Below are 23,799 nucleotides of genomic sequence, written 5' to 3'. Positions count from 1 at the left end.
ATGAGCTTTATTTGGATGATTATTGTAGGTTTGGTCGCAGGTCTGTTGGCACGTGCTATCAAGCCAGGTAATGACTCTATGGGCTGGATTATGACTATTGTCTTAGGTATCGTCGGCGCATTAGTTGGTGGTTTCCTTGCCCGACTAGTCGGTATCAACGCTGACGGTGGCTTTACTGGTCTGATATTCTCAGTGATTGGTGCCATCATATTACTGTTTGCCTATGAGATGATTACCAATAAACGTGGCGTATAACTGAACGTAGCATTGACGGTTATGAAGTAGTGATATAAGAAGAAGGTCTCGCTAATTGCGAGGCCTTTTTACTTACCTCAACTATAGAAATGCGCCCTACATTTTTAAAATAATAAAAATCGATAGTTACGGGAAAGTATTGATAAACATTACTTTTGCCCCCATTTATCTTATAATACCAACCCTATTTTATCCTTATCATTGAGGTAAGCGTTATGGCATTACTCCCTATATTGAATTATCCAGACCCACGCCTGCGCACAATTGCCAAGCCTGTAAAGGAAGTGACAGCTGAAATAAAAACCTTAATCGCTGACATGACTGAGACGATGTACGATGCTCAAGGCATTGGTCTGGCAGCCAGTCAGGTAGATCGCCACATTCAACTTATCGTGATGGATTTATCTGAAGAGAAAGACAGTCCGAGAGTTTTTATTAACCCAAAAGTGACACCGCTAGTAGAAGAAAAACAGCCGTATGAAGAAGGTTGCTTATCAGTGCCTGATGTCTATGACAAGGTTGAGCGTCCTACCAAAGTACGTATCGAAGCGCTAGATGAAAACGGTGACAAGATTGACGAAGAAGTAGAAGGCCTACTTGCAGTATGTATCCAACATGAAATGGATCATCTAAATGGGGTTATATTCGTCGATTATCTATCACGTTTAAAGCAGACCCGTGCGCGCGATAAAGTACGTAAAGTTATCAAAATACGCGAAAAAAACCATGAAGAAGCAGCCAATAAGCAGCCTCAGCCCACCAGTTCTTAATGACTTATCGTGTCAGCTGATAGTCATATATACTCAGAATCATTAGCTGCTCGATGACGATACCATTAGTCTGGCTATTAGCCTCTAGCAAAGGCTGTTTCTATTAAAGGTTCCTTAACATGACCATGATCAAAATTGACCAGTACTTTAACCCTGCCAGTTGGCAGAAATTTACCAAAGCGGCTGAAGGTCGCGAGACGCCTTTTTTGGTGGTGGATCTCAGTCGTATCAAGACTAAATACCATGAAATGGTAAGCTTATTTCCTAATGCAAAACTGCATTATGCTATGAAAGCTAGCCCTGCTGTGGAAGTGATTGATCTACTGGCAAACCTTGGTTCAAACTTTGATTGTGCTTCTATTTACGAGCTTGATCGCGTGCTAAATTGCGGTGTCGAGCCATCTCGTATTTCTTATGGCAATACCATCAAAAAAGCTGAACACGTGAAATATGCCTTTGAAAAAGGGATTGATCTGTATGCAACCGACTCAGAAGCAGATCTAAAAAATATTGCAAAACAGGCGCCAGGCGCTAAGATATTCGTTCGTATCTTAGTTCAGGGCTCAGATACTGCAGAATGGCCGCTATCACGTAAGTTTGGCTGTCACCCGAATATGGCCATCGAGCTATTGATTCAAGCACGTGATTTGGGCTTGGTTCCTTATGGCATCTCGTTTCATGTCGGTAGCCAGCAAAAAGACGTCGCTGCGTGGGATGATGCTTTGGCTAAGGTCAAATACATATCTGACTGGATGAAGAACGAAGAAGGTATCAAGCTGCAAATGATTAATTTGGGCGGTGGATTCCCAACCAACTACATTAGCGAAGTCAATCCTATCAAAGTCTATGCCGAAGAGATTACCCGCTATTTGACTGATGACTACAATGAAGATGAGATGCCAGAAATTATTTTAGAGCCTGGTCGTTCATTGGTTGGAGGCTCAGGGGTATTGGTTAGTGATGTGGTACTGATCTCCCGAAAATCCAATACTGACCTGACTCGTTGGGTATATACAGACGTTGGTTTATTCCAAGGATTGATCGAGACACTGGGTGAAGCCATTAAGTACCCTGTTTATACGCCTAAGATGGAAACCTCTACCAGTGAAGGAACGGTTGTGTTGGCAGGTCCTACCTGTGACTCAACTGATATCATGTACGAAGAAGCAGGTTATCAATTACCAGAAGAGCTTGAGATTGGTGATAAAATCTATTGGCTAACCACTGGGGCTTATACCAACTCTTACTCATCGGTTGAATTTAACGGTTTTCCACCACTCGAAGTCGTTTATATTGATTAGCTTTGAATCATTACTCGTTAATAGAAATAGAAAAAGCGCGGCACTGTTTATCGTAGTGACGCGCTTTTTCGTATTTGTCCAAAAACTGGATTGATAGCTGCTTGGCTACTGTACTAATAGTGAAATAGGCACATTGTTATTACTGTTAGTTGTCTGATTACCACCATAGCTGCTACTTTGGTTTTGACTGCTTTGAGAGATTTTTCCGATAGTTACCCACTGCCCGCGAGACACGATAATCGTACTATTCAAACGTTGGCCTTGAATGGCATGATTAACAGAACTGCTGCGATTATAAGGCGAATTGGATCGCGCTAGGCTTTCCTCTACTTGGGATAGTTGCACCTCGACTTGACCTGTGGGTAGCAGTCTTGGTGTTACCGTAATTCCCTGTGTCGTTGGTAGCAATACTTGCTGCTGGATAGTAATCTGCGGCCTTATATTATAGCGATTAGCACGATAACTCTGAGTCAGTGAATAGAGCGTGCCAGTGCTGATACTTGCCGCACTACCAGATAAGGTTTGTACTTGATATGAATTACTGCCCTGCTGCTGACGGTTACTTTGGTTAATGATACCTGACCCTTGGACACCGCGATTAGTCATAATAACCTGACCTTGCTGGATACTACTCTGTGTGCTGCTATTATTGCCAACGCGCACTGAGACGGTTAAGGCTTGTGGTTGACCATCAATTTGAGTCAAGAGCTGTTGTACTGCTTGATAATTAGCTGCTGTGGTATTCAATACTAATTTGTCTTGATACGTTGTGACTGTGCCGCCATCACGGCTGCTGTTTAACTGCTGACGCACCGCAGGTAGTAATGTGTCACCGCCATAAGTATGAATGACATAGGTGTCATAAGTCGCTGCTTGTACCACGACAGGTAAGGCTACCAGACTAGTCGCTAAGAGCGTATGGCCCACATAGCCAATGTTTTTACTGGCCATAAAAGCTCTACTAACCACCTTTATTAAATTTTGTCTAAACGTATCCATGTCTATCTCCTATAGTCAGTCCTAAATAAAACAGATACAAATGTAACCATGCGATACTGGTATACATTTTCCTTGCTTGCTATGCCTGCGCAGACAGAGGCTACGCAAAATGCACCCAGTATCGCTGTATTTATTTTATAGTGGATCGACTATAGCAGCGACTCATCATTTATTAAGATGTAATCAAGAGAGGCTGAAAAATTAATCATCCCAGCACTTACCATTTAAGCCTTAATCATTTAAACCTAACACATCCTGCATATCATACTGCCCTACTTTTTGCTCGATAATCCAAGTAGCTGCACGCACTGCACCAGCAGCAAAGGTCATACGCGCACGGGCACGATGGGTGATTTCAACCACTTCACCATCAGCGATAAACATCACGGTATGGTCACCGATGATTTCGCCACCACGAATCGCATGGATACCAATCGTACCTGCTTCACGTTCACCTGTTTGTCCTTCACGGCCATAAATGGCGACGTCTTTTAGGTTCTGTCCACGAGCTTCTGCGACGGCTTCTGCCATCATATAAGCCGTACCTGATGGGGCATCAATTTTGTGCTTATGATGCGCTTCGATCACTTCTACATCGGCGTCATCACCAAATGCTTTGGCTGCCATGCCCAGTAGTTTTAGTGATAAATTCACGCCAGTTGAATAGTTGCCAGCATAAACGATCGCAATTTTTTCACTCGCTGTAGCCAGTACTTGCTCTTGCTGTGCATTGAAACCTGTCGTACCGATAACCATCGCGACATTATGCTCGGCACAAACCTGCATGTTTTGTTCGGTGGCATCAGGCAAGCTGAAATCAATCAGCACATCAATATCGTTCACGACGGCTGTTAAATCATCAACAATTTGTACATCTAAGCAGCCTATAGCAGCAACTTCACCAGCGTCAGCACCGACAAGACTTGATCCTTGACGCTCAATCGCTGCATTTAAAGTGGTTTTTGGGTTTTGTTGTACCGCTTCGATAAGCATACGACCCATACGACCACCAGCACCGATGACACCAACATTGATGGTTTGTTCTGTTATTTGTGAACTCATATTTTTATCCTGAATATTTTATTTTTAGTGAAACAGCTGTTACATATTATTTATGGTCAGTTTAGCAAATATCACTACCTGAGTGGTTTTTTATACAGCTGATAACATACAGTTGATAAAAAGCCCCAAAGTTTCATGTGAAACCTTGGGGCTGGTTTAGATAACTTTTTAACTGATACTTTTTTTGGCTATGACCAATTAGTCAGCCGTATCAGTCAAACAACTCGCCAATTTTTTTGAAGAATGATTTTTTATGTGGCGACTGTTGATGCTTACTATCACCATCCAAGGTATCTTGGAATTGACGTAATAGGTCTTTTTGTTCACCCGTTAGATTCACTGGCGTCTCAATGATAACACGGCAAATCAAATCACCTTTCATCGTTGTACGTACTGGAGTCACACCTTTACCGCGTACACGCAGCAACTTACCACTTTGCGTACCTTCTGCAACCTTCAGCTTCACTTTGCCATCTAGTGTTGGAATTTCAACCTCTTTACCCAATGCAGCATCGGTAATACTAACGGGCACATCCATATACAGATCAGCACCTTGACGGGTAAAGACATTATGCGCTTTGACACGAACTTCAACATATAGGTCGCCGTTTTGAACACCAGCGCCGCCCGCTTCGCCTTCACCTGCGAGACGAACGCGATCACCATCATCGACACCAGCTGGAATAGAAACTTCTAGCGTACGTGATTTGTCTTTGACGCCATTACCATGGCAATCAGGACAAGGGTTTTTGATCTGCTTACCTGTGCCGCCACAATGCGGGCAAGCTTGCTGAACCGCAAAGAAGCCTTGCTGCATACGAACTTGACCTTGGCCGTTACACGTTGGACAAGTCACAATGTCAGAGGCATTTTTTGCGCCTTTGCCATCACAAGTGTCACAAGGCGCAGGAGCCGTGAAGCTGATTTCTTTTTTGCAGCCACGCACCGCTTCTTCTAGCGTCAATTCAATGACATAACGTAGGTCTGAACCACGGCGCGAACGTCCACCACCGCCACCACCACGCTGCTGACCAAAGATATCGCCAAAGTTACCAAAGATATCGCCAAAGATATCTTGGAAATTACCGCCTGCACCACCGAAGCCGCCGCCACCGCCCATACCATTTTCAAAGGCTGAGTGACCCATACGATCATAGGCTGAGCGCTTTTCTGCGTCACTCAATACCTCATAAGCCATTGACGCTTCTTTAAATTTATCTTCTGCATCAGGGTCGTCAGAGTTACGGTCTGGATGGTATTTCATGGCCAGCTTACGGTAAGCTCGCTTAATTTCCTTGCTATCAGCAGTTTTGCTGACACCTAACACTTCATAAAAATCACGCTTGCTCATGGGCTCTCCTATCGTCTTTACAGTCCACCGGCCAGTCGATTCATCAGCCTCAATCAACCATCACCACTTAGTATCACTCACAGTTATTCATAAAGGTTTCACATGAAACACAATGAACAATCAGAAAGGATAGATGATAATGATGTGAATCCTACAGGTAGATACGGCGGATTACTGCTTAGCCAAATCAATTATTAAAAGTTTGCGCTATTTATGGAGATGGCATAGTGATTTATCAAGCTTTTAGCGATGGAAAGTATCGCTTAGGAATATTTCGTCATTACAAAAAGGTTTTATTAAGGAATGAACAAAGCTTTTCATACCTCAATAACGTTAAGCCATGCTAATATTTATCGTCCAAGTTTTTGGTCTTTTATATTAATAACTATCCAAATTACTAAGTTTGCGACAAGGTATCGATTTTTATGAAGAAGCTGATTGTTTTATTACTCCTCATCGCAGTAACTATCTATGCAGGTTCGCCTTATTATAGTGCCTATCAGCTCAAAAATGCTTATGATGCCAACGACGGTGCGACGATTGCAGCAGCGATTGACTATGATCAAGTCAAACCTAGCATCCAAAACCAATTGACCAACCAGTTTACTCAGACAATGACTCAATACCCTCTCGTCTCTCAATTAGGCGGTGAGGCTCTGACTAAGGCCGCCGATGATTTTATCGTCAAGGCAGTCGATGGTGCGATTACCTCAGAGAATATCGAAAAGGTCATTAGCACTCAAGGTCAAGCCAACACGGCTACTAAAGAGCTAGCGGCAGCTTGGGCTATCGCTAGCAATCAAGTCAACCTCCAAAGCTTGATTCAGAACCTGATCGCCCAGCGCGGTGATATAGACGCTGTGATCAAAACCCAAATGCAGCAAGTGATGGAAAAACAAGCCGCTGAACTAGAACAGCAAGTGGCGCAAGGCTCTGATAGTGACAAACCTAAGCTAAGCTACTGTGGTATCAACTGCTTCACTGTTAGCGGACAAGTTAAAGGGTATCCACTGACTATAGAGATGCAACGTGATGGTCTCATTGATTGGAAAATCGTGGACATCGTGCTGCCGTAATACACAATACAGCCATAGCAGATAGCATGGCTATAGCAAACAAAATGCTGTGTCTATTTTTTAAATAGAAGAGTTTAAAACTGAGGACTTGGAACTATTAAGCTATTTTATAAGTGAATTTATGATGCAAACTAAAACAACACCGCAAGAACTACCCAACCAGACTCATCATTCGTCTACTGCCCCAGAGCCTGCTACATCAGCACCTATGACGATACTAGATGGCGGGATGGGCCGTGAGCTTGAACAGCGCGGTGCGCCTTTTCGCCAACCTGAATGGTCAGCGCTATCATTGAGCCTAGCTCCAGATAGTGTGCGTGATATCCATTTGGACTACATAAAATCTGGTGCAACTGTCATCACTGTTAATAGTTATGCCGTTACCCCTTATCATTTAGGAGATGCGTTTTTTACTGAAGGCGAAGCACTTATAGAAACAGCGGCAAAACTCGCCTTTGAGGCCGTACAAGCCAATAATTCACAGACAGATAAAAGCCTTAACAGTCCAAAAAATGTGAAAGTCGCTGGCTGTTTACCACCGTTATTTGGCTCTTATCGACCAGATTTATTCGATGCTGAGCAAGCGCCCGCTATTGCGCGGCCACTATTATCAGCGCAAGCAAACTATGCGGATATGTGGTTGGTAGAGACGCAAAGTAGTATCGTGGAAGCGCAAACATGGCATCAGCTGATTGAGGGTTTCACAGCAACCAAAAAAGAACTCATGGCAAAAACAGATACCCTGTCTAAACCCATTTGGATCGCATTTACATTAGATGACAGTCAACTACCACTAGATGTCACTACTGATAACACTGCCGAAGCTGACCAAGCCATTAGTCCACCTGTACTGCCTACACTGCGTTCTGGCGAATCAGTGGCAGAGGCCATACAGGCTATGATGGCGTTGAATGTTAATGCAGTATTATTTAACTGTAGCCAACCCGAGGTCATGGCCTCTGCACTACAAGTCGCAAAGGCTATGATCGATGAAGCAGGGTCACCCATGCAGCTGGGTGTATATGCCAATGCCTTTGTATCAAAACAAAGCCACAAACAGGCAAACGCACAACTGCGCCAGATACGTGAGGATACAACTCCTGAGCATTATCTGACTTGGGCTAAGCTTTGGCAAGGCTCTGGTGCAAGCATTATCGGTGGTTGCTGTGGCATTGGTACCGAGCATATTGAGCAGCTCGCACAGCACCTGACCCCGCAGTAATCATTCTTTATCAGAAGTAAGTATGTTTTATATAGCTACTAGTCTGTCAAAGCTATGTTCCAGACAAGGCGCAGTCAAAAATAATATTAATACCTGAGCAAGACTGGTAACGCAGTATGGGGCAACTTACTCTACGCCTAAGAACTCTAAGAATTCAGGGCTCTCAAAGCTGGCTTGGTAGAGCACGCCATCCTCGCGGTAGATAGCAGGCGTGGCTATGACGGCCAGTCCAGCTGCTTTTTCGCGGTTAGGGGTCACATGATCTGTACTACAGCTCGCTGGTGCAGGTGTCATCTGACCCGCTAGCATGGCTTTATCAAAAGCTTTACGGCGCTCGTCTTCACTGCCCTGACACCAGATACCACGCATCTGCTCAGGTGATGCTTCGTATATCGGATAACCAATCACGTTGACGGTGACACCTTTCGCATTGAGCATTGGTACTTGCTGATGCAGGCGGCGGCAGTATGGACAATTCACATCGTCAGCCACATAAATGACAGCACGTTCTTTACTGGTTGCCGGATAGGTAATGATTTGGCTCTTATCCAGTGTCGCAAACACAGACTGGTTCTTCAGTGCTTCGAACTCTTCATCAAGCCCCACAAACTGACCGTTTTCGATGACCGATATCTCGCCATCGGTGATGTACTGTGCATCATCTGATAATAAGAAAGGCACGCCTTCTAACGTCGCACCCCAAATCACACCCGGCACGGCGGTATAAAAGAACGGTGTTTTGGCGCTCATGTTTTTGAGCGCAGACATATTGGCCAATATGTTTGATTTAGTGCTAGCACTGACCGGCTGGCCCAGTTGCGCGCTCGTACTACGAGCAGGCGCTTCGGTCACGACACGCTTGCTCGGGTTCTTTTGTAGCTCGCCTTGGATGACGTACTTACCGTCTTCAGTAATGTGCAATGGCAACTGTCCTGCCAAATTGACTTGATACATATTGGGTAAGTTGGACGGCACAATAGAGGTAATTTGCGTTTTGATACCTGCCTGAGTCAGTAATTGGCGCAAGCGATTGTCAACAGACTGACTGACACTTCCATCTGCTTGTGTGCCTGTAGCAGTTGTGTTTTGGGAACTCATATTTTGGGCGCTTTGAGCGTTTTGGCTCACATTATTACTGGTGGCATCAGGTGTACTGGGCTGAGCGCAGGCTGTGGTTGCCAATAGTACAGTACTAATGAGACCAGCAGATTTTAAGGCGAATAATTTCACAGAGACAGTCCTATCGAATTGGTCATAATGACAGTTTTAATAAAAAAGGTAGTTTATGGCCGCCACGTGGTATTGGACTAGTAACGACTATAGTTGAGTTCAAATAATTTCGATACAAGGAAATCGAGTGCAAGCGATACATTAGTATGGTCAGCGAGGATGACGATGTAGCGGACTTATATGGATTTGATTATATATTATGTAAAAATATAGATTAAAGAGATAGTAAGACTTTAGCACAAGCACATCCCTTACAAAGCCTTAAAAGCTTGGTTTTGCAAAATTGCTACCTAGCTTTAAGAGATAGGCAACACATCCTGCCCTAAAAATAAGAGAAAAAAAGCAGCACACTGTTTAGTGGCTGCTCATTTTAGACAAATGCTATGTGTTATTTGAAGGTTAAATTATATGAAAGCGAGATAAAGCAGCTTTTTAAAATTTAACAGTCTCTTAAAACTTAGCGACTTCTTCTGGCGTTAAGAAACGGCTATCGCCTTTTTCTAGGCCTTCTAGATTGATGTGACCGATACTGGCGCGGTGCAATTCCGTGACTCTATTGCCAAAGTAACCCATCATACGTTTTACTTGATGGTATTTGCCCTGCTCTAGCGTCAGGCGTGCATGTTTTTCATCAATGAACTCAAGAGTAGCCGGTTTGGTTGGCTCGTGATCACCTTCTAATAAAATACCTTCCGCGACTTTTTTGATTGCATGGGCCTGAGCATCGCTGTCCATTGCCTCAGCCAAAGTCAGCTCATAAACCTTGGCATGTTCATGCTTAGGGCTAGTCACACGATGTAGCCAGCCACCGTCATCACTGATTAGTAGCGCACCAGTAGTATCGACATCGAGACGTCCTGCGATACGCAAGCTACCAAGCTCTGGCACAGCGATGAGCTCAGTGACGATTGGGTATTCTTTGGCCTTTAGCGTACATTCAAACCCTTCAGGCTTATAAAGTAAGATATAACGACTGCCAGTTGCGACTGATAACGGCTCACCGCCCCACATCACTTCGTCATTGATGATATCGACATGCAAGCCAGGATCTTTGACGACCTGCTCATTTACCATCACTTCACCAGCATGCATGATTTTTTTGGATTCTTTGCGTGACAGCTCAGTGGCTTTGCTAATAAATTTATCTAGACGCATACTATTTACTACCATCCGTTTTATGATACCTACTCTACCTCAGTAGCAGCAATGCAAGCGGTCATACTAAGCTTGCTCACTATCTTGACGGGTAAGAAATGGTACTATAATAAAAATTAAATAAACACTGCGCCAAATACGGACAACAGTGAAAGTTAGACAAGTTTACCATATCCAACCTATAGACCTGATGAAATATGAGTTATCAAACGTTAAAACGTGCCGTCACTGCTCGCTTAGAAATCAAAAAATCCGAGTTTATTGCCTATGCTTATCCAGTAGCTACACGCGAAGACGCAATGTTTCACGTGGAACAACTACGCGACAAATATCCCGATGCGCGTCACCACTGCTGGGCTTATATCATTGGCGATCCAAATAATACCACTAGTGCAGGCTTCGATGACGATGGCGAACCAAGCGGTACGGCTGGACGTCCGATACTAAATGTGTTGCAGCACAAATCTATCGGCAATGTGATTATCATCGTGGTGCGTTATTTTGGTGGTATTAAACTGGGTGCAGGTGGTCTCACCCGTGCTTATGCAGGATCGGCACAAGCAGCAGTCGATCAGATGACCTTGAACGCTTATGTACCAATGGCGAAAGTGCAGATAGTGGCAGAGTTTGCCACCGAAGCGCAATGCCGTTACGTCGTCGATAGCCTGAGCGGTCGCATCGACGATGTCGCTTACAGTAAACAAGTCACCCTGACTGTGACCCTTGCTGAGGCAGATATTAATAGCTTGAAAGAACGATTGGCGATGAATGGGCGGGTGTTGGAGAAATAGTTTGAAGACACGCATTAAGCGATACGTATTTGACTGACTGATACTCAGTAGCTGACCCTGAGTAACCATGCGTTCACTCAAAATTATTGGTTTTAAACATTAGCCTCGGTATGATAAGACATTGCTTTTTAACAATAATTAAATAAGAGCCATTTATGTCAGCATCCAACTCGACCAAACCTTTCTCTCCAGCGCCTTTTAAACCGCCATTTTGGCTGACCAATCCACATCTACAAAGCATCTTGCCCAAATTCTTTGCACCCAAAGCTCCGACCTATCGGCGCGTGGTCGAAAAAGACTCATTGGACGAGAGTGATATTGCCTACGACTTTTATGATGCGCACCCTGTAACAGAATCGACAGCTGGTGAGCTTGAACAGACACCGTTAATCGTACTATTTCATGGAATGGAAGGCAGTAGTGACAGTCATTATGCTCGTGCGTTGGCGTATCAAATGCATGCCCAAGGCTGGCACTTTGTCGTCGCCCATTTCCGTAGTTGTGGCGGTATTCCTGCCAGCGGTACCGTATTTTATAATGCTGGTGATACAGATGAGGTACATCACGCGCTACAGAATTTGCGCGAGCAGTATGCCAATATCTATGCGGTTGGCGTGTCACTCGGTGGTAATGCACTAGCGAAGTACATGGGCGAGTATGGTGACGAAGCCATCTGCAAAGGCGCTGCGGTCATCTCTGCTCCCGTCGATATGTCGTCAGCGGCCATTACCATGCACAGCTTTTTGAGTCATCGTATCTATACGCCGTATTTGCTTAATCCAATTATCAAAAAAGCACTCGCCAATGACTTGAGCAAAGACGAAATCGACGCTATCAAATCATCCAATCGCATCAGTGATTTTGATGATATTTTTACCGCGCCGCGTCATGGTTATCGCTCTAAGAACGACTATTATCATACGGCCTCCGCTCTACCATATCTAAGAAACGTTACCCAGCCACTACTACTCATTAGCGCTAAAGACGATCCGTTTATCGGTTTCACTGCGACGCCAAACGATGTCTCAGATAGTGTGACTATTTTGGACACTCCGCACGGTGGTCATATCGGTTATCTGCGTTATCGTTCAGACAATAATCAGGCCAAAAATAAATCGTCTGTCACCGAAGGTAAAGAGTCTAAAACTTCAAAATTCGATATCAATTGGATACCCGAAACCGTCAGCGCTTATTTCAATTGGATTGGTGTGGCTTCTATTAGCGAACCTTCTCAGGATATAGGCTCTGACAATAAATAATCATTGTCATCAATGATAAAACAATAATGTTATCTTTTAACCCTTTTGAGAGTGCGCTATGTACCCATTTATCCGTTATGCCAGCACCATCGCTCGTGCCGCCCTAAAAACGAAAAAAGGCGATACATTAACTTTTAAAGACACCAGTGAGATTCAGTTTCGCTGCCGCTTATCTGATATCGATAATTTTTTGGAGATGAATAACGGCCGCGTATTTACGCTGTATGATTTGGGACGTATGGATTTTGCGGTACGTACTGGACTTGGCAAGCAGCTGTTAAAACAACGTTGGGGGTTGGTGATCGCGGGCAGCACCATCCAATATCGTAAGCGTATTCGCGCCTTTCAAAAAGTCACGCTAAAGACCAAAATCGTCGGTATCGATGCGCGCTGGATCTATATCGAGCAATCGATGTGGGTGAAAGGTAAACCCTGCTCCTCTGGGCTACTGCGTACGGGTGTGACCAAGGGTGGCAAAGTGATCGACCCGGCACAAGTACTGGCAGTATTAGGACAGTCTGATTGGACGATGCCTCCGACCGGTTATGTGGCCGAATGGATAGAGAGTGATGCCGACCGCCCATGGCCGCCTATCGCTTAAAATGTCTAAAACTCACGCATATCTCTGTAAACAGACGCCTTGTGACGACAGCGTAAAAAGAACGATACTGTTTGATAACAATACATTATACAAAAAAACATAATAACTGCTAGGATACTAGTAAGCGTATCAAAAAAAACAAATACCTTACTAGGAGCATCACGCAATGAATACTACTGATTATGTCGGCACGTTATTTGATAATAGTGAATCAAATCCAAACAAGATCACTGTCGCCTTTACTATGGCAGGTGTGGCACTGAAAAAAGGCCATTCTGCCTCAGTGATACTGATGGTGGATGCGGTACATTTGGCACTGCCCAACGCTTTGGCTGATGTGAGTATTGGTGCACCGTTTGAACCTGCTGGTGAATTGCTAGAAGCCTTTATCGAAAAAGGCGGTCAAGTATTGGTCTGCGGTGCTTGCATGAAACACAACGGCGTGGAAGAGTCAGATATTGATAAGCGTTTTGAAGTGATTAGCGGTGATGATGTGGTTGAGCTGCTGATGAATGCAAAAGGGTCTTTGCAGTTGAATTAAACAGTAAACAAAATCAGTCAATAAATATGTTGGTTTTCTTAATACCTTAAGAAAACCAACTTTTATCTTATGAACAATTTCGTTGTTATTTATCGACAAATATTGTATGTTCATATTGTTTAGTAAACTCTGATATTGAATATAAGGTCGATAAACTATGAGTGATATAGTGCAACAATATATAGATATAACTAGAGAAGAGTTATTTGCCTCAAAGAACAAAATAGATATTACTTTATCTGATGAACTTTTATTCGGCACTATATGCTACAAGTATTTCTATAATGAAGGTAGATTTGATATCACTGACTTTAAGAACTCATATACTGACGGTGCAAACGATGGTGGAGTCGACCTTATAGCCGTGAATGAAGGTGATATTTACAAAAGCTTAGTATTAATTCAATCCAAGAATGTTAAAAACTTTAACTCAAAAGATGAGATAAAAGATATCTTTACTAAGATGGCTCAAACTGTAAAAGACTTCAGAAATGATAAGGTAGGCTCATATAATAAAAACTTGAGACGTATATATCGTGAAAAGTATGATGATGCAGTCGAAGATGAGAATTTTTCTATAGAGTTAGTGTTATTTATCAATACCAACAAATCTGAAGAGTATCGAGATGAGATATCTTTGCATCTCAAAAAAATAGAAGAACTCGAAGACTTTGAATTATCTATATTTTACAAAAATGAAGTCGAACAACAAATTAAAAATTTTGAAAATGGACAAAGATATGTCCGAGAAGGAAGAGTAGATATATATAAAGACCATGGGTTTATAAAAAATGGAGAAAATGGTTTATTAGTTAATATATCAGCTCTTTCAGTTAGAAAGCTTTATGATAAATATAGAGACGAAGGCTTATTTGAACAAAATTTTAGATATTTTGTCAGAAATAAAAAAATCGATGATCAAATTAATAGTTCTCTTAAGAAAAAAAGAGATAAATTCTGGTTTTTAAACAATGGGATTATCATTGGTTGCAAAGATTTTCACTTAGATGGTGATAACATTAAACTAGAAGATTTTTCAATAATTAATGGGTGCCAAACTACTACTATACTGGGTTCTTATAAAGGTTCAAATGAAGATTTAGACTTCCCTATATCTTGCAAAATTGTTAAACCAGATCATGGGGGAGAAGATTATTTTAATGTTTTTATTTCTGAAATTGCTGAGGCATCAAACTCGCAAAAACCTATCTCAGATAGAGACTTAAAATCCAATTATCCTGAACAAAGGAATTTACAGCTAGAGTTAAAGGCCCAAGACCCTAAAATATATCTCGAAATTAAACGTGGTGAAGGTATTTTAAGAAAAAGAAATCTTCAAAGTTGGCAGAAAATAAAAAACGATTCATTAGGACAATTAATACTTAGTGTTTTGCTACAACGTCCTGGAACAGCTCGAAGTAATAAGAAAAAGATTTTTTCTGATCGTGGGACTTACAACAGCATTTTCAAACGTACTCATGATAAAGACACTATTGTAGATTTACTACAGTTGGCAAACTATTACGATGAGTTTGTAAAGTCATCGAACTTGAGTGAGAAGCCATCTAATATAGCTAAAAATGGTAGGTTATGTGTTCTTGCAATCATAGGATTTATTATAAAGTATAATCATCAGCAAATAGATATCAAATTAGAGAGTAGTAGTGCAGAGTGGGTATCTGACCTTACTAGCGATACTCTAACTGGCCCGTTGTTTGATAAAAACAGACCTGACGATTATAGACATGCTCTCAACTCGTTATTCAATCAAATTATTATGGCATTGCTAAATTTATACACATCCCGTGGAGATACTGAGACCTCTGTAACAAACTTTTTTAAAACTGATAAAAAATATTTTTCGGTTATACTTGAGTTTATTAAATCTAGTATTATTTTAGATGAATATGAATTTCATAAAGTTAAGGAGAAAATGGATAAAATATTTTATTAAATCTCACTGTTCATTGATTGCCTACATTTTTATAATCAAATATTCTAACTATAGTTGAATTCAAATAATTTCGATACAAGGAAACCGAGTGCAAGCTATACATTAGTACGGTCAGCGAGGATGACGATGTAGCGGATTTATATGGATTTGACTATACAAAACTGTAGCCAAAAACCCACCTCCCTATTTTCTAACTAAATACACACTATCTAACACAGACGATATTCAGCTTTGTTAAAGTGGCTCATGCAAACACTCTACTAAAAGGCAGCCAGTCATGAGCTTACTTGATACCCTGAACCTCTCCTACCCTATCGTCCAAGCACCAATGGCAGGTGCAACCACGCCTGAACTGGCGGCGACGGTGAGTAACTTTGGCGGACTGGGCTCATTAGGATCTGGTATGACAGCACCAGATGTTTTAACCGGCCAAATTGATACCATCAAATCGCTCACCGACCGACCTTTTATGATCAACCTGATGGTGCTCTCCAATCAGGAATATACGACCATTGATACCGAGCTCCCTGCTTGGCTAAGTAAGTATTATCAGGACAATACTATCGAATTTACACTACCTGAATGCCCTGCTCAGAACTTCTCAGAGCAGCTGCAAGTGCTCTATGACAACCCTGTGCCTGTCGCCAGTTTTACCTTTGGCATTATCAGTGCAGAGCAAGTCCAGCATCTGAAAAATCTAGGTACACTCGTCATCGGCACCGCCAATCACCCGTTAGAAGCGAAGGCATGGGCAGATATTGGTGCAGATGCGGTATGTGTACAAGGGGTCGAAGCTGGCGGACATCGCGGTGGTTGGTTGCCGCAAAGTGAGAGCGATCCATTGGGGCTATTGACGCTAATTAGCCAAACGCGCGCCTGTACCGACATTCCACTGATTGCAGCGGGTGGCATCATGAACGGGCAAGCTATCAAAGCGGTTCAGATGGCTGGTGCTGAGCTGGCACAAATAGGGACAGCGTTTTTGACCACTAACAAATGCGGTATCAATGATATTTATAAACAAGCGTTAATTGATGCCAGTCAAGATAAGCGCAGCTCAGAAACGCGATTGACTCGTCTGTTCTCAGGTAAGCTCGCTCGTGGTTTATTAAACGACTATCTACGTGATTTTGCTGAATTTGAAAGCGCTGATACGCTACCGCCCTATCCACAATTAAATGCCATGACCAAATTTATGCGAGCTCATGCATCTCAGAATATGGATGCAGAACATCTATCTCTATGGGCAGGACAAGGGGTGGCTCTGGTCAAAAAAGAAAGCACGCTTGAGCTGCTTGAGCGATTGGTAAAGGATTTATAAAATTACTCATCTTTTAACGTTGCGCGAAATTTTTTATAATCCTTGGCGGTGTCTTTTACCGACTCTATCATGGGTACGTGACCGACCTCTGGCATCATAATAACCGTCGACTGCGGAATGAGCTCTTTGATCAGCGCGGTCGTTTCAGGCTTGATGACTTGGTCCTACTCACCCCAAACGATAAGCGTCGGAATCTTATAGTTCGCAATGATTTTGGCACGCTCCTCGACATTGTCTGTGACGATCTGCTCTAGTATTTTGGACTCAAGTACCTGATTAGCGATACGCTCTTGCGCAAACACCGCTTGCACAGTTTTGGGTAAATAAGGTGGCTTATACATCACAAAGTCGTACATCTTATAGATATCTTCCGTCTTATTGACCAGCAGTGGGTTGTTCTTAATAGTGGCGTTTTTTAATGATTCAGAAACACCAGCTGACCAAAACCCTGCGCTGTCGATGAGCCATAGGCTTTTGACATCGTCTGGATACTTTGCCGCATACGCCACACTAATGGCGCCGCCCATCGAATTACCGCCGACATGAATATTGGATGCCAAACCTTTGGCTTGCATCAATTCGTGCAGGCGCTGCGCTTGAGCATCCGCGCGATAGTCTGCGGTTTCAGGCTTACTCGAATCGCCAAATCCTAGCAAATCTGGAATAATAAGGTGATAGTCTGCCAACTGATCAGCGATACGAGTGAAATTATCTTTATTACCACCAAAGCCATGAATCAATAACAAAGGCTCCGCATCAGTAGCATTAATAGTACTGGTATCATGGGTAGCATTGCTTTCGGCATACGTGAGCGTTTCACCAGATTCCAGTGTAAACATCTTGGTACTGAGGTCTGCTTTATTGCGTTCGTGTTGGATAATTTTTTGAGTGGTGGCAATAGTAAAACTATTGGGTGTTGTACAACCGACTATCGATAAAGTGAGTAAGGCTGCTAGCCCTGTACGTCGTAATGTCATCAAAAACTCCCTATTAATATATATCGTTAGCGAACCATCGACCTACGACAACTGTACCTTCTTACTTACGCCTTACTATTTGCCTTGCGGCTTAGCTTCTTGGCAGGTACTACTTATAAAATCTGTACTACTTGTAAAATCTGTACTCAATATGACATTGAACTATAATACTCATAATCATCACTATTTATCTTATAAAATATACGCTTATATCATTCATGCATGCCGGTGGCATCATGCAGGACAACTCAAAATTATGGCAAAACTTCCCATCATTAGAATACGCACACGGCGCAAATACTATCGCCTTATCTTCACAGGTATCATGGCGACAATGATGTCGTTCATTATTTCGACAGCATTGTTGGTGGTAAAGCAAGGCTTTATCGATGGCTTCTTTATGGAGCTGATGCATTCGTGGGGACTGGCCTTTATGTTTGCTTGGCCAAGCGCTTATGCCTGTGCCTATGTCGTGCAGGAGCATATTCTTAGTCGTATTGAGTTTTATTAGGGCGTGTCATCAATCAGATTATGAGCATTAAAATGAAATAAATTGATGCTAAACAAGGAAAAATTCGCAGTGAATATGAATATATTGACGAGGATTTTGACACCCTTTAGCGAAAATTTAGCCATTTTAAGACCATAAACTGCATCAATGTGCTAATTGATGACACGGCTTAAGTAATACAAAAAACACTACTGATGTAAGCCAAGCTTTCTATAATGAAATCCCGTTAGCGCAAATGTATCCGATATCTAGACGACCAGTCTATTTTTAAGTATAGTGGTTTTTTTAAGTATTTTTTAAGTATAGTGACTTTGTGAGTCGATAACCTATCAGCATCATTATCATGGTATCGTTTCTACTAAAACAAAAATTACATTGGTGGATGACCTTGCTTAATAACATGATGTTTATAGTCGGTTATTCATACTCGTAACATACTTATAAAACCACAAAACCATAAATAAGCAAAGGAAATGATTATGCGCAGCGCTATCTATAACAACTTTGGCAAACCTTCTGATGTACTGAGTCTAAGCGACAGCCCCATCCCAGAGCCGAAGGCAAATGAAGTCCGAGTCAAAACGATACTCTCTTCTATCCATAACCATGATCTACTGACTATCCGTGGACAATATGGTTTCAAACCTGAGCTACCAGCGATAGGTGGTAGCGAAGCGGTTGGGGTTATCGATGCCGTGGGTAGTGACGTCAAAGACCTAAAAGTTGGTCAACGTGTGGCTGCCGCAAGTGTACAGGCGACATGGGCGGAGTATTTCGTCGCGCCTGAACACATGATATTTTCTGTGCCTGATGAGCTAAAAGACGAGATGGCAGCACAGCTGATTGCTATGCCGCTCAGCGCTCTGATGCTGATTGAATTTTTAGATTTACAAAGTGGACAGTGGGTCATCCATAACGCTGCTAATGGTGCAGTCGGAAAATCACTCGCTATGCTAGCAGCGGCGCGTGGTATCAATACCATCAATGTCGTGAGAAGTAGCGATGCGGTAAAAGAATTAGAATCGCTAGGTATCAAAAACAACATCAACTCCTCAGATGAGGACTGGAAAGATCAAGTAAAAACCATCATTGGTGATGACAAAATCAGTGCTGCGGTGGACTCAGTCGGCGGTGAGTCTAGTAACGACTTGCTCTCACTGTTGGGCCATGGCGGCACCTTTGCATCGTTTGGCATTATGTCAGGAAAACCGATGGTACTAGACCCAACCCACATCATATTTAAACAAGCGACTCTCAAAGGATTTTGGGGTAGCAAGATCAGTCAAGAAATGAGTGTAGAGAACAAACAACGTCTAATCGATGAGTTGGTCGAACGTGGTACCAGTGGCAACTTAAAACTGCCTGTCGAAGCGGTATTTGATTTGGCCGACATCACTAAAGCAGTGGATGGAAAATTGCAGTCAGGTAAAAAAGGCAAAGTGCTGTTAAAGCCGTAATCGATAGATTTAATATACTTATTGGTACTAATATACAAACACACAAGTATATAAACACGCATACAAAAAATATAATGAGGAACAGCCTTATGTCTAACAACACATTCAAAGCCTTGGTCGTCGAAGAAACCAGCGATGGCGAATTTAAAAAAAGCATTCAAGAGCGCAAAGTTAGTGACTTACCAGAGAACGACTTGCTCATTGAAGTGCATTATTCATCGTTGAATTATAAAGATGCGATGTCGGCATCAGGTAATAAAATGATTACCAAAAACTACCCGCATACGCCTGGTATCGATGCGGCTGGTGTGGTCATCAGTGACAAATCAGGCACGTTTAGCGCAGGGCAAAAAGTATTGATATTCGGCTATGATCTCGGTATGGATACAGACGGTGGACTCGGTCAAATGATATCAATCCCCGCAGATTGGGCGCTGGCTTGTCCAGAAACGCTGACGCTAAAAGAAGCAATGATTTATGGTACTGGCGGCTTGACCGCAGCGCTAAGTATACAAAAGCTAGAAAAAATGGGCGCAAAACCAAGTGATGGTCCAGTTGCTGTGACTGGCGCAACAGGTGGCGTCGGTACAATCAGCATCGCTATCTTAAAGCAGCTCGGCTATGACGTGATTGCGTTCTCAGGTAAGCCTGAACAAAGCGAGCATCTAAAAGCATTGGGCGCAAGCGAAGTACGTCATCGTGATACCATCAATGAAATCGGCAACAAACCTGTCGGCCGTGAACTATGGGCAAACGCCATTGATACCATTGGCGGCGACTACTTACCTAACCTGCTAAAGCAAACCAAAGCTGGCGGTGCAGTGACCAGTTGCGGCCTAGCTAGCGGCGCTGATTTTTCGATGTCGGTGATTCCTTTTATCACTCGCGCGGTGTCACTATTAGGTATAGATTCGGTCTATATTCCACTGGCTGATAAAGAAGCCATTTGGAAACGTGTCGCCACTGATATGAAACTGCCTAATCTTGAGAGCTATGGTGAAGAGATTACGCTAGAGCAAACGCCAGAATACCTAGATCGCTTTATGGCGGGCAAAACGGTTGGGCGTTATGTGGTGAATGTGAAGGGTTAGTTATTTAAGAGTTAATATCGATGAAAAAGCAGCACTTCTCAGTGCTGCTTTTTTTAAGGTGATTTTTAACTATGTGTCATATTTCCAATGAAAGAGTAGTTTTGCTAAAATTTTAGTATCCATGCTATTTGAAGGAAAAGCTATAAAATCTTTCTTCTTTTCCTCGAACATAGTTTTTAGTTCTTTATTATTTTTATCAGAATAAAATTCAGGAAAAGCGTCAAAATGATTCATAAATACGCCCCATTTGAACGCTATTTTAAAATCCTTCCAACCTTGTACGTTACCATTCTTATTAGGTTGTGCTAACGCTACTAGCATATAGTCTTCTATAAATTTAATTTGACGATTACCTGCTGAATATCTAATGGTATTAAATGCTTCTCTCATTCTAGTAAGAGACGATTCAAAATCCCTACTATAAAATAGCTTCATACCATCTATCCAATATTTTAACCATGGAAACACAATATCATTACCAACATCATGATACTCATTTAGCCATTTTTGATGGTTATATTTTTCTTTCATTACATAATACCCATACCCACAGTTTTCAATGTTTTTCCTATAACTTTCATCATTGAAAGGAGTTAAAGTATCTTGAAAAGACCTAATAATGAACTTATTTGGTGCAGTGCTATACCATCTTTCAAGTTCTTCTTGATAAACTTTTTCAAGAGATTTGGTGTACATATGACTGTTTTTCGAAGATTCTTCAATATACTTTTGCTGGATCTTACTTAAGTTATGAGCAATTTTTCTTTCGGTTTCTTTGGATTTATCAAGAAAAAAATTTGTAATTTGCATTTGCTGCCAACTCTCAACTATATCTTTTTCTATACCTGTTAACTTAGAGTCTCTCTTGACTTCATTAATTGAGTAAAACTGCTCGAAATCTTTATTTATCAGAGTTAAATAATCTCTTAATTTTTTTAAAATATCAGAAATATCTTCTTCTTTATAGTTTGCATACAAGCTTTTCAGACAGTAAGTGGCAAATCTAGCTATTAATAGAAAATATATATATTTTTGCCTTCTGTCATCATCAATATTATGGAACTGGAACCCTCTATCAAATACATCTAGAATACTTGAGAACGTTGGTAGCTTAACAGTACCAGACACCCAATTATTTACGTTAGCTAAATCCTTATCGATTTGATCAATATTTCCACCACGTTTCTCGCAAAAAGTATTATGAAAATCTTTTTGGCTTTTATTCTCACAATCATATATCCAATGAATAATATAAGCTAACGGTGTTGTATCTCCGTGTTCCAAGTACCAAAATTTCTTGCTAGGTGAAACAGAAGCGTCTAAAAACATGCTATAACATTGCTGATACTGGAATATTGAGATTGTAGAGCTTCGTGGAAAAACAGTATTTATTAGGAAAAACAATGACTCTTTTTTTCCTAGATAGGTTTGGTTAGTTAATACAGTCTGAGTATATATTTGAAATAACTCTACAAGTGGCTCATATAATGTCTGGCTATATGTGGCATTAGTAAACAAGCCATGTATTGCTGACCTAAACTCGTTAGTATGTTGTTCAAAGTTCTTTAAGAAATCGCCTTCTTCTTTAGCTAGTCTTTCAAGACTTTTATGTAAACTTTTATCATCTATCTCAATATCAACAATGAACTGTTTCTTAGATGGGATAATGCCTGTTGCATTATAAATAAATTTCAGTAAATCACCTTGTGACGGAAATTGCGCTAAATCAGACATAATCATTCCTAAATTGATATATTATCCCAAAAATAAATAGCTAAGTCTTCTGGTTATAGAAGACTTAACGTCTGACTATATAGTGTTAAAGCTAGCCTTTACTTTTTCGATTAGGATTCATTTGCTTACCTCGGTTTCCTTGGGCTTGATCATAAACTTTATTAGTACCACCCGTTCCTTTATTTGGGTTTCTCATGTTAGAACTGTTGTCTGCTACAGTAGTTTTCTTCGTGCTCATATAGAATTCCTTTAAAAGTTTTATTAGAAAATTTAGGCTTACTACTCACTGCTCTGTGAGTAGGTTCACTATAGTTAAACAAGGTTCTAATAACCAATAATTTTGGCGACGTAAATTTACTATCCATCGTACCCATAAAAAACACCCAACCAAGTTGAGTGTTTTTTTTGTTTCAGCTAAAGGCTAAGTAGAAAGAAAAACCGACTACACCAACCAAAACCAATCAGGGGCAAATAAATAGGATATAGCCATTGATAGCAATACCACCAATATACTACCCACAATTGCGCCAACCCATGACGTGCCACCTTTTTCCGCTAACGCCTGTTCAAGCGTAGCTGGATCTGCTGTACCTCTCATAACTGTTTTTATATTTCTAACGCTATGACTAAAGTAAAAATAATTACCTAACATACCTGTAAGTACGGCCCATCCGATAAAAAAGCTGGTTTGACCAATAGAGTTATAGGTTTCCATACCAAGCATATACATTAGAGCCAAGTCGACCGCATTAATACCAACTACAATACAAAAGGCTTCTAAGTACATTTTACGATAACACAACCAAGATGTTCCCAAAAGAAGTCCAGCAATTGAACCGCCCCGGTATTGTCGGAGACTCAACATTCTGAGAGAATACGACAATGAAAAGACAAACCTACACTCCTGAGATTAAAGAACGCGCCGTTCGCATGCTCATTGAAGCGGCAGGCGACTACCCCTCTACCTGGTCAGCGATTCAAGCCATTGCCCCTAAGATTGGCTGCACGCCTGAAACCCTGCGCTCATGGCATAAAAAGCACATCGATCAAACCATTCCTGCCTCAGTGCAAGCTCAAAGCCAAGATCAACGTATTAAAGATCTTGAACGTGAATGCAGAGAACTCAAACAGGCCAATGAGA

The 23,799-nt window shown here is 41.8% G+C and carries 24 protein-coding genes; 15 read left to right on the top strand and 9 right to left on the bottom strand.

The window, feature by feature from the left end; genetic code table 11:
• The 3 genes from EI164_RS02890 (at position 1) to EI164_RS02880 (ending at position 2,326) form a co-directional block, all read left to right on the top strand.
• Positions 1–255, top strand: coding sequence for a GlsB/YeaQ/YmgE family stress response membrane protein (locus tag EI164_RS02890; RefSeq protein WP_192518499.1), 255 nt, complete (start codon positions 1–3; stop codon positions 253–255).
• A 215-nt stretch (positions 256–470) separates the two neighbouring features.
• Positions 471–1,025 (top strand): peptide deformylase, encoded by a 555-nt coding sequence (gene def / locus EI164_RS02885; protein WP_192518498.1) that lies wholly within the window; start codon positions 471–473, stop codon positions 1,023–1,025.
• Between the two features lie 125 nt (positions 1,026–1,150).
• Positions 1,151–2,326, top strand: coding sequence for a type III PLP-dependent enzyme (locus EI164_RS02880; protein WP_192518518.1), 1,176 nt, complete (start codon positions 1,151–1,153; stop codon positions 2,324–2,326).
• A gap of 105 nt (positions 2,327–2,431) precedes the next feature.
• On the opposite strand, the gene EI164_RS02875 is transcribed toward EI164_RS02880, so the two are convergent.
• From EI164_RS02875 to dnaJ, 3 genes are all read right to left on the bottom strand, one after another.
• A complete protein-coding gene (locus EI164_RS02875) occupies positions 2,432–3,325 on the bottom strand; it encodes a hypothetical protein (RefSeq protein WP_192518497.1) in 894 nt (297 codons plus the stop codon).
• Between the two features lie 231 nt (positions 3,326–3,556).
• Positions 3,557–4,387 (bottom strand): 4-hydroxy-tetrahydrodipicolinate reductase, encoded by an 831-nt coding sequence (gene dapB / locus EI164_RS02870; protein WP_192518496.1) that lies wholly within the window; start codon positions 4,385–4,387, stop codon positions 3,557–3,559.
• Positions 4,388–4,598: 211 nt separating this feature from the next.
• Positions 4,599–5,738 (bottom strand): molecular chaperone DnaJ, encoded by a 1,140-nt coding sequence (gene dnaJ, locus EI164_RS02865; protein WP_192518495.1) that lies wholly within the window; start codon positions 5,736–5,738, stop codon positions 4,599–4,601.
• 425 nt (positions 5,739–6,163) lie between these two features.
• Here dnaJ and EI164_RS02860 point away from each other — a divergent pair, with 425 nt between their 5' ends.
• Positions 6,164–6,814, top strand: coding sequence for a DUF2939 domain-containing protein (locus tag EI164_RS02860; RefSeq protein ID WP_192518494.1), 651 nt, complete (start codon positions 6,164–6,166; stop codon positions 6,812–6,814).
• A gap of 121 nt (positions 6,815–6,935) precedes the next feature.
• Positions 6,936–8,036, top strand: a complete 1,101-nt coding sequence (locus tag EI164_RS02855) for a homocysteine S-methyltransferase family protein (protein WP_413038427.1) — start codon at positions 6,936–6,938, stop codon at positions 8,034–8,036.
• A gap of 126 nt (positions 8,037–8,162) precedes the next feature.
• Here the strand turns inward: EI164_RS02855 and EI164_RS02850 are convergent, their stop codons facing one another.
• Together EI164_RS02850 and EI164_RS02845 are read right to left on the bottom strand one after the other, a co-directional pair.
• A complete protein-coding gene (locus tag EI164_RS02850) occupies positions 8,163–9,266 on the bottom strand; it encodes a disulfide isomerase DsbC N-terminal domain-containing protein (protein WP_192518493.1) in 1,104 nt (367 codons plus the stop codon).
• 450 nt (positions 9,267–9,716) lie between these two features.
• Entirely contained in the window at positions 9,717–10,421 is a 705-nt protein-coding gene (locus EI164_RS02845) for a pseudouridine synthase (RefSeq protein ID WP_192518492.1), read from the bottom strand.
• 197 nt (positions 10,422–10,618) lie between these two features.
• Here EI164_RS02845 and EI164_RS02840 point away from each other — a divergent pair, with 197 nt between their 5' ends.
• The 6 genes from EI164_RS02840 (at position 10,619) to EI164_RS02815 (ending at position 16,888) form a co-directional block, all read left to right on the top strand.
• A complete protein-coding gene (locus tag EI164_RS02840) occupies positions 10,619–11,212 on the top strand; it encodes a YigZ family protein (protein ID WP_192518491.1) in 594 nt (197 codons plus the stop codon).
• A 155-nt stretch (positions 11,213–11,367) separates the two neighbouring features.
• Complete coding sequence (locus EI164_RS02835; RefSeq protein WP_192518490.1) at positions 11,368–12,471, top strand: YheT family hydrolase; 1,104 nt, start codon at positions 11,368–11,370, stop codon at positions 12,469–12,471.
• A 58-nt stretch (positions 12,472–12,529) separates the two neighbouring features.
• On the top strand, positions 12,530–13,072 hold the full coding sequence (locus EI164_RS02830; protein WP_192518489.1) for an acyl-CoA thioesterase: 543 nt from the start codon (positions 12,530–12,532) through the stop codon (positions 13,070–13,072).
• A 166-nt stretch (positions 13,073–13,238) separates the two neighbouring features.
• On the top strand, positions 13,239–13,613 hold the full coding sequence (locus EI164_RS02825; protein WP_192518488.1) for a DsrE family protein: 375 nt from the start codon (positions 13,239–13,241) through the stop codon (positions 13,611–13,613).
• A 157-nt stretch (positions 13,614–13,770) separates the two neighbouring features.
• Positions 13,771–15,567 (top strand): AIPR family protein, encoded by a 1,797-nt coding sequence (locus EI164_RS02820; RefSeq protein WP_192518487.1) that lies wholly within the window; start codon positions 13,771–13,773, stop codon positions 15,565–15,567.
• Between the two features lie 277 nt (positions 15,568–15,844).
• Positions 15,845–16,888: an NAD(P)H-dependent flavin oxidoreductase gene (locus tag EI164_RS02815; RefSeq protein ID WP_192518486.1), complete on the top strand. Its 1,044-nt coding sequence runs from the start codon at positions 15,845–15,847 to the stop codon at positions 16,886–16,888.
• 164 nt (positions 16,889–17,052) lie between these two features.
• On the opposite strand, the gene EI164_RS02810 is transcribed toward EI164_RS02815, so the two are convergent.
• Complete coding sequence (locus EI164_RS02810) at positions 17,053–17,865, bottom strand: alpha/beta hydrolase (protein ID WP_225739079.1); 813 nt, start codon at positions 17,863–17,865, stop codon at positions 17,053–17,055.
• A 256-nt stretch (positions 17,866–18,121) separates the two neighbouring features.
• Here EI164_RS02810 and EI164_RS02805 point away from each other — a divergent pair, with 256 nt between their 5' ends.
• The 3 genes from EI164_RS02805 (at position 18,122) to EI164_RS02795 (ending at position 20,924) form a co-directional block, all read left to right on the top strand.
• Positions 18,122–18,376: a DUF2798 domain-containing protein gene (locus EI164_RS02805; protein WP_192518485.1), complete on the top strand. Its 255-nt coding sequence runs from the start codon at positions 18,122–18,124 to the stop codon at positions 18,374–18,376.
• A gap of 479 nt (positions 18,377–18,855) precedes the next feature.
• Positions 18,856–19,833 carry a zinc-binding dehydrogenase gene (locus EI164_RS02800; protein ID WP_192518484.1) on the top strand — a complete coding sequence of 326 codons (978 nt, stop codon included), beginning with the start codon at positions 18,856–18,858 and terminating at the stop codon, positions 19,831–19,833.
• Between the two features lie 89 nt (positions 19,834–19,922).
• Entirely contained in the window at positions 19,923–20,924 is a 1,002-nt protein-coding gene (locus tag EI164_RS02795; protein ID WP_192518483.1) for a YhdH/YhfP family quinone oxidoreductase, read from the top strand.
• 69 nt (positions 20,925–20,993) lie between these two features.
• Here the strand turns inward: EI164_RS02795 and EI164_RS02790 are convergent, their stop codons facing one another.
• From EI164_RS02790 to EI164_RS02780, 3 genes are all read right to left on the bottom strand, one after another.
• On the bottom strand, positions 20,994–22,658 hold the full coding sequence (locus EI164_RS02790) for a hypothetical protein (RefSeq protein WP_192518482.1): 1,665 nt from the start codon (positions 22,656–22,658) through the stop codon (positions 20,994–20,996).
• A gap of 91 nt (positions 22,659–22,749) precedes the next feature.
• On the bottom strand, positions 22,750–22,896 hold the full coding sequence (locus EI164_RS02785; protein WP_192518481.1) for a hypothetical protein: 147 nt from the start codon (positions 22,894–22,896) through the stop codon (positions 22,750–22,752).
• Between the two features lie 204 nt (positions 22,897–23,100).
• On the bottom strand, positions 23,101–23,523 hold the full coding sequence (locus EI164_RS02780; protein WP_225739081.1) for a DUF2628 domain-containing protein: 423 nt from the start codon (positions 23,521–23,523) through the stop codon (positions 23,101–23,103).
• A 17-nt stretch (positions 23,524–23,540) separates the two neighbouring features.
• On the opposite strand from EI164_RS02780, the gene EI164_RS02775 reads away from it, so the two are divergent.
• Positions 23,541–23,799 (top strand): transposase (locus EI164_RS02775; RefSeq protein WP_192518479.1); only part of this gene is annotated, 259 nt, incomplete at its 3' end.

The sequence above is a fragment of the Psychrobacter sp. FME13 genome (assembly GCF_014861395.1).
Classification (GTDB): domain Bacteria; phylum Pseudomonadota; class Gammaproteobacteria; order Pseudomonadales; family Moraxellaceae; genus Psychrobacter.
This window is presented reverse-complemented; position numbering and strand designations above follow the sequence as displayed.

What these genes read in the sequence shown, in the direction of transcription:
- EI164_RS02890 (WP_192518499.1), top strand. Translation starts at nt 1, where the DNA reads ATGAGCTTTATTTGGATGATTATTGTAGGTTTGGTCGCAGGTCTGTTG.
- def (WP_192518498.1), top strand. Translation starts at nt 471, where the DNA reads ATGGCATTACTCCCTATATTGAATTATCCAGACCCACGCCTGCGCACA.
- EI164_RS02880 (WP_192518518.1), top strand. Translation starts at nt 1,151, where the DNA reads ATGATCAAAATTGACCAGTACTTTAACCCTGCCAGTTGGCAGAAATTT.
- EI164_RS02875 (WP_192518497.1), bottom strand. Translation starts at nt 3,325, where the DNA reads ATGGATACGTTTAGACAAAATTTAATAAAGGTGGTTAGTAGAGCTTTT.
- dapB (WP_192518496.1), bottom strand. Translation starts at nt 4,387, where the DNA reads ATGAGTTCACAAATAACAGAACAAACCATCAATGTTGGTGTCATCGGT.
- dnaJ (WP_192518495.1), bottom strand. Translation starts at nt 5,738, where the DNA reads ATGAGCAAGCGTGATTTTTATGAAGTGTTAGGTGTCAGCAAAACTGCT.
- EI164_RS02860 (WP_192518494.1), top strand. Translation starts at nt 6,164, where the DNA reads ATGAAGAAGCTGATTGTTTTATTACTCCTCATCGCAGTAACTATCTAT.
- EI164_RS02855 (WP_413038427.1), top strand. Translation starts at nt 6,936, where the DNA reads ATGATGCAAACTAAAACAACACCGCAAGAACTACCCAACCAGACTCAT.
- EI164_RS02845 (WP_192518492.1), bottom strand. Translation starts at nt 10,421, where the DNA reads ATGCGTCTAGATAAATTTATTAGCAAAGCCACTGAGCTGTCACGCAAA.
- EI164_RS02840 (WP_192518491.1), top strand. Translation starts at nt 10,619, where the DNA reads ATGAGTTATCAAACGTTAAAACGTGCCGTCACTGCTCGCTTAGAAATC.
- EI164_RS02835 (WP_192518490.1), top strand. Translation starts at nt 11,368, where the DNA reads ATGTCAGCATCCAACTCGACCAAACCTTTCTCTCCAGCGCCTTTTAAA.
- EI164_RS02830 (WP_192518489.1), top strand. Translation starts at nt 12,530, where the DNA reads ATGTACCCATTTATCCGTTATGCCAGCACCATCGCTCGTGCCGCCCTA.
- EI164_RS02825 (WP_192518488.1), top strand. Translation starts at nt 13,239, where the DNA reads ATGAATACTACTGATTATGTCGGCACGTTATTTGATAATAGTGAATCA.
- EI164_RS02820 (WP_192518487.1), top strand. Translation starts at nt 13,771, where the DNA reads ATGAGTGATATAGTGCAACAATATATAGATATAACTAGAGAAGAGTTA.
- EI164_RS02815 (WP_192518486.1), top strand. Translation starts at nt 15,845, where the DNA reads ATGAGCTTACTTGATACCCTGAACCTCTCCTACCCTATCGTCCAAGCA.
- EI164_RS02810 (WP_225739079.1), bottom strand. Translation starts at nt 17,865, where the DNA reads ATGACATTACGACGTACAGGGCTAGCAGCCTTACTCACTTTATCGATA.
- EI164_RS02805 (WP_192518485.1), top strand. Translation starts at nt 18,122, where the DNA reads ATGGCAAAACTTCCCATCATTAGAATACGCACACGGCGCAAATACTAT.
- EI164_RS02800 (WP_192518484.1), top strand. Translation starts at nt 18,856, where the DNA reads ATGCGCAGCGCTATCTATAACAACTTTGGCAAACCTTCTGATGTACTG.
- EI164_RS02795 (WP_192518483.1), top strand. Translation starts at nt 19,923, where the DNA reads ATGTCTAACAACACATTCAAAGCCTTGGTCGTCGAAGAAACCAGCGAT.
- EI164_RS02790 (WP_192518482.1), bottom strand. Translation starts at nt 22,658, where the DNA reads ATGTCTGATTTAGCGCAATTTCCGTCACAAGGTGATTTACTGAAATTT.
- EI164_RS02785 (WP_192518481.1), bottom strand. Translation starts at nt 22,896, where the DNA reads ATGAGCACGAAGAAAACTACTGTAGCAGACAACAGTTCTAACATGAGA.
- EI164_RS02780 (WP_225739081.1), bottom strand. Translation starts at nt 23,523, where the DNA reads ATGTTGAGTCTCCGACAATACCGGGGCGGTTCAATTGCTGGACTTCTT.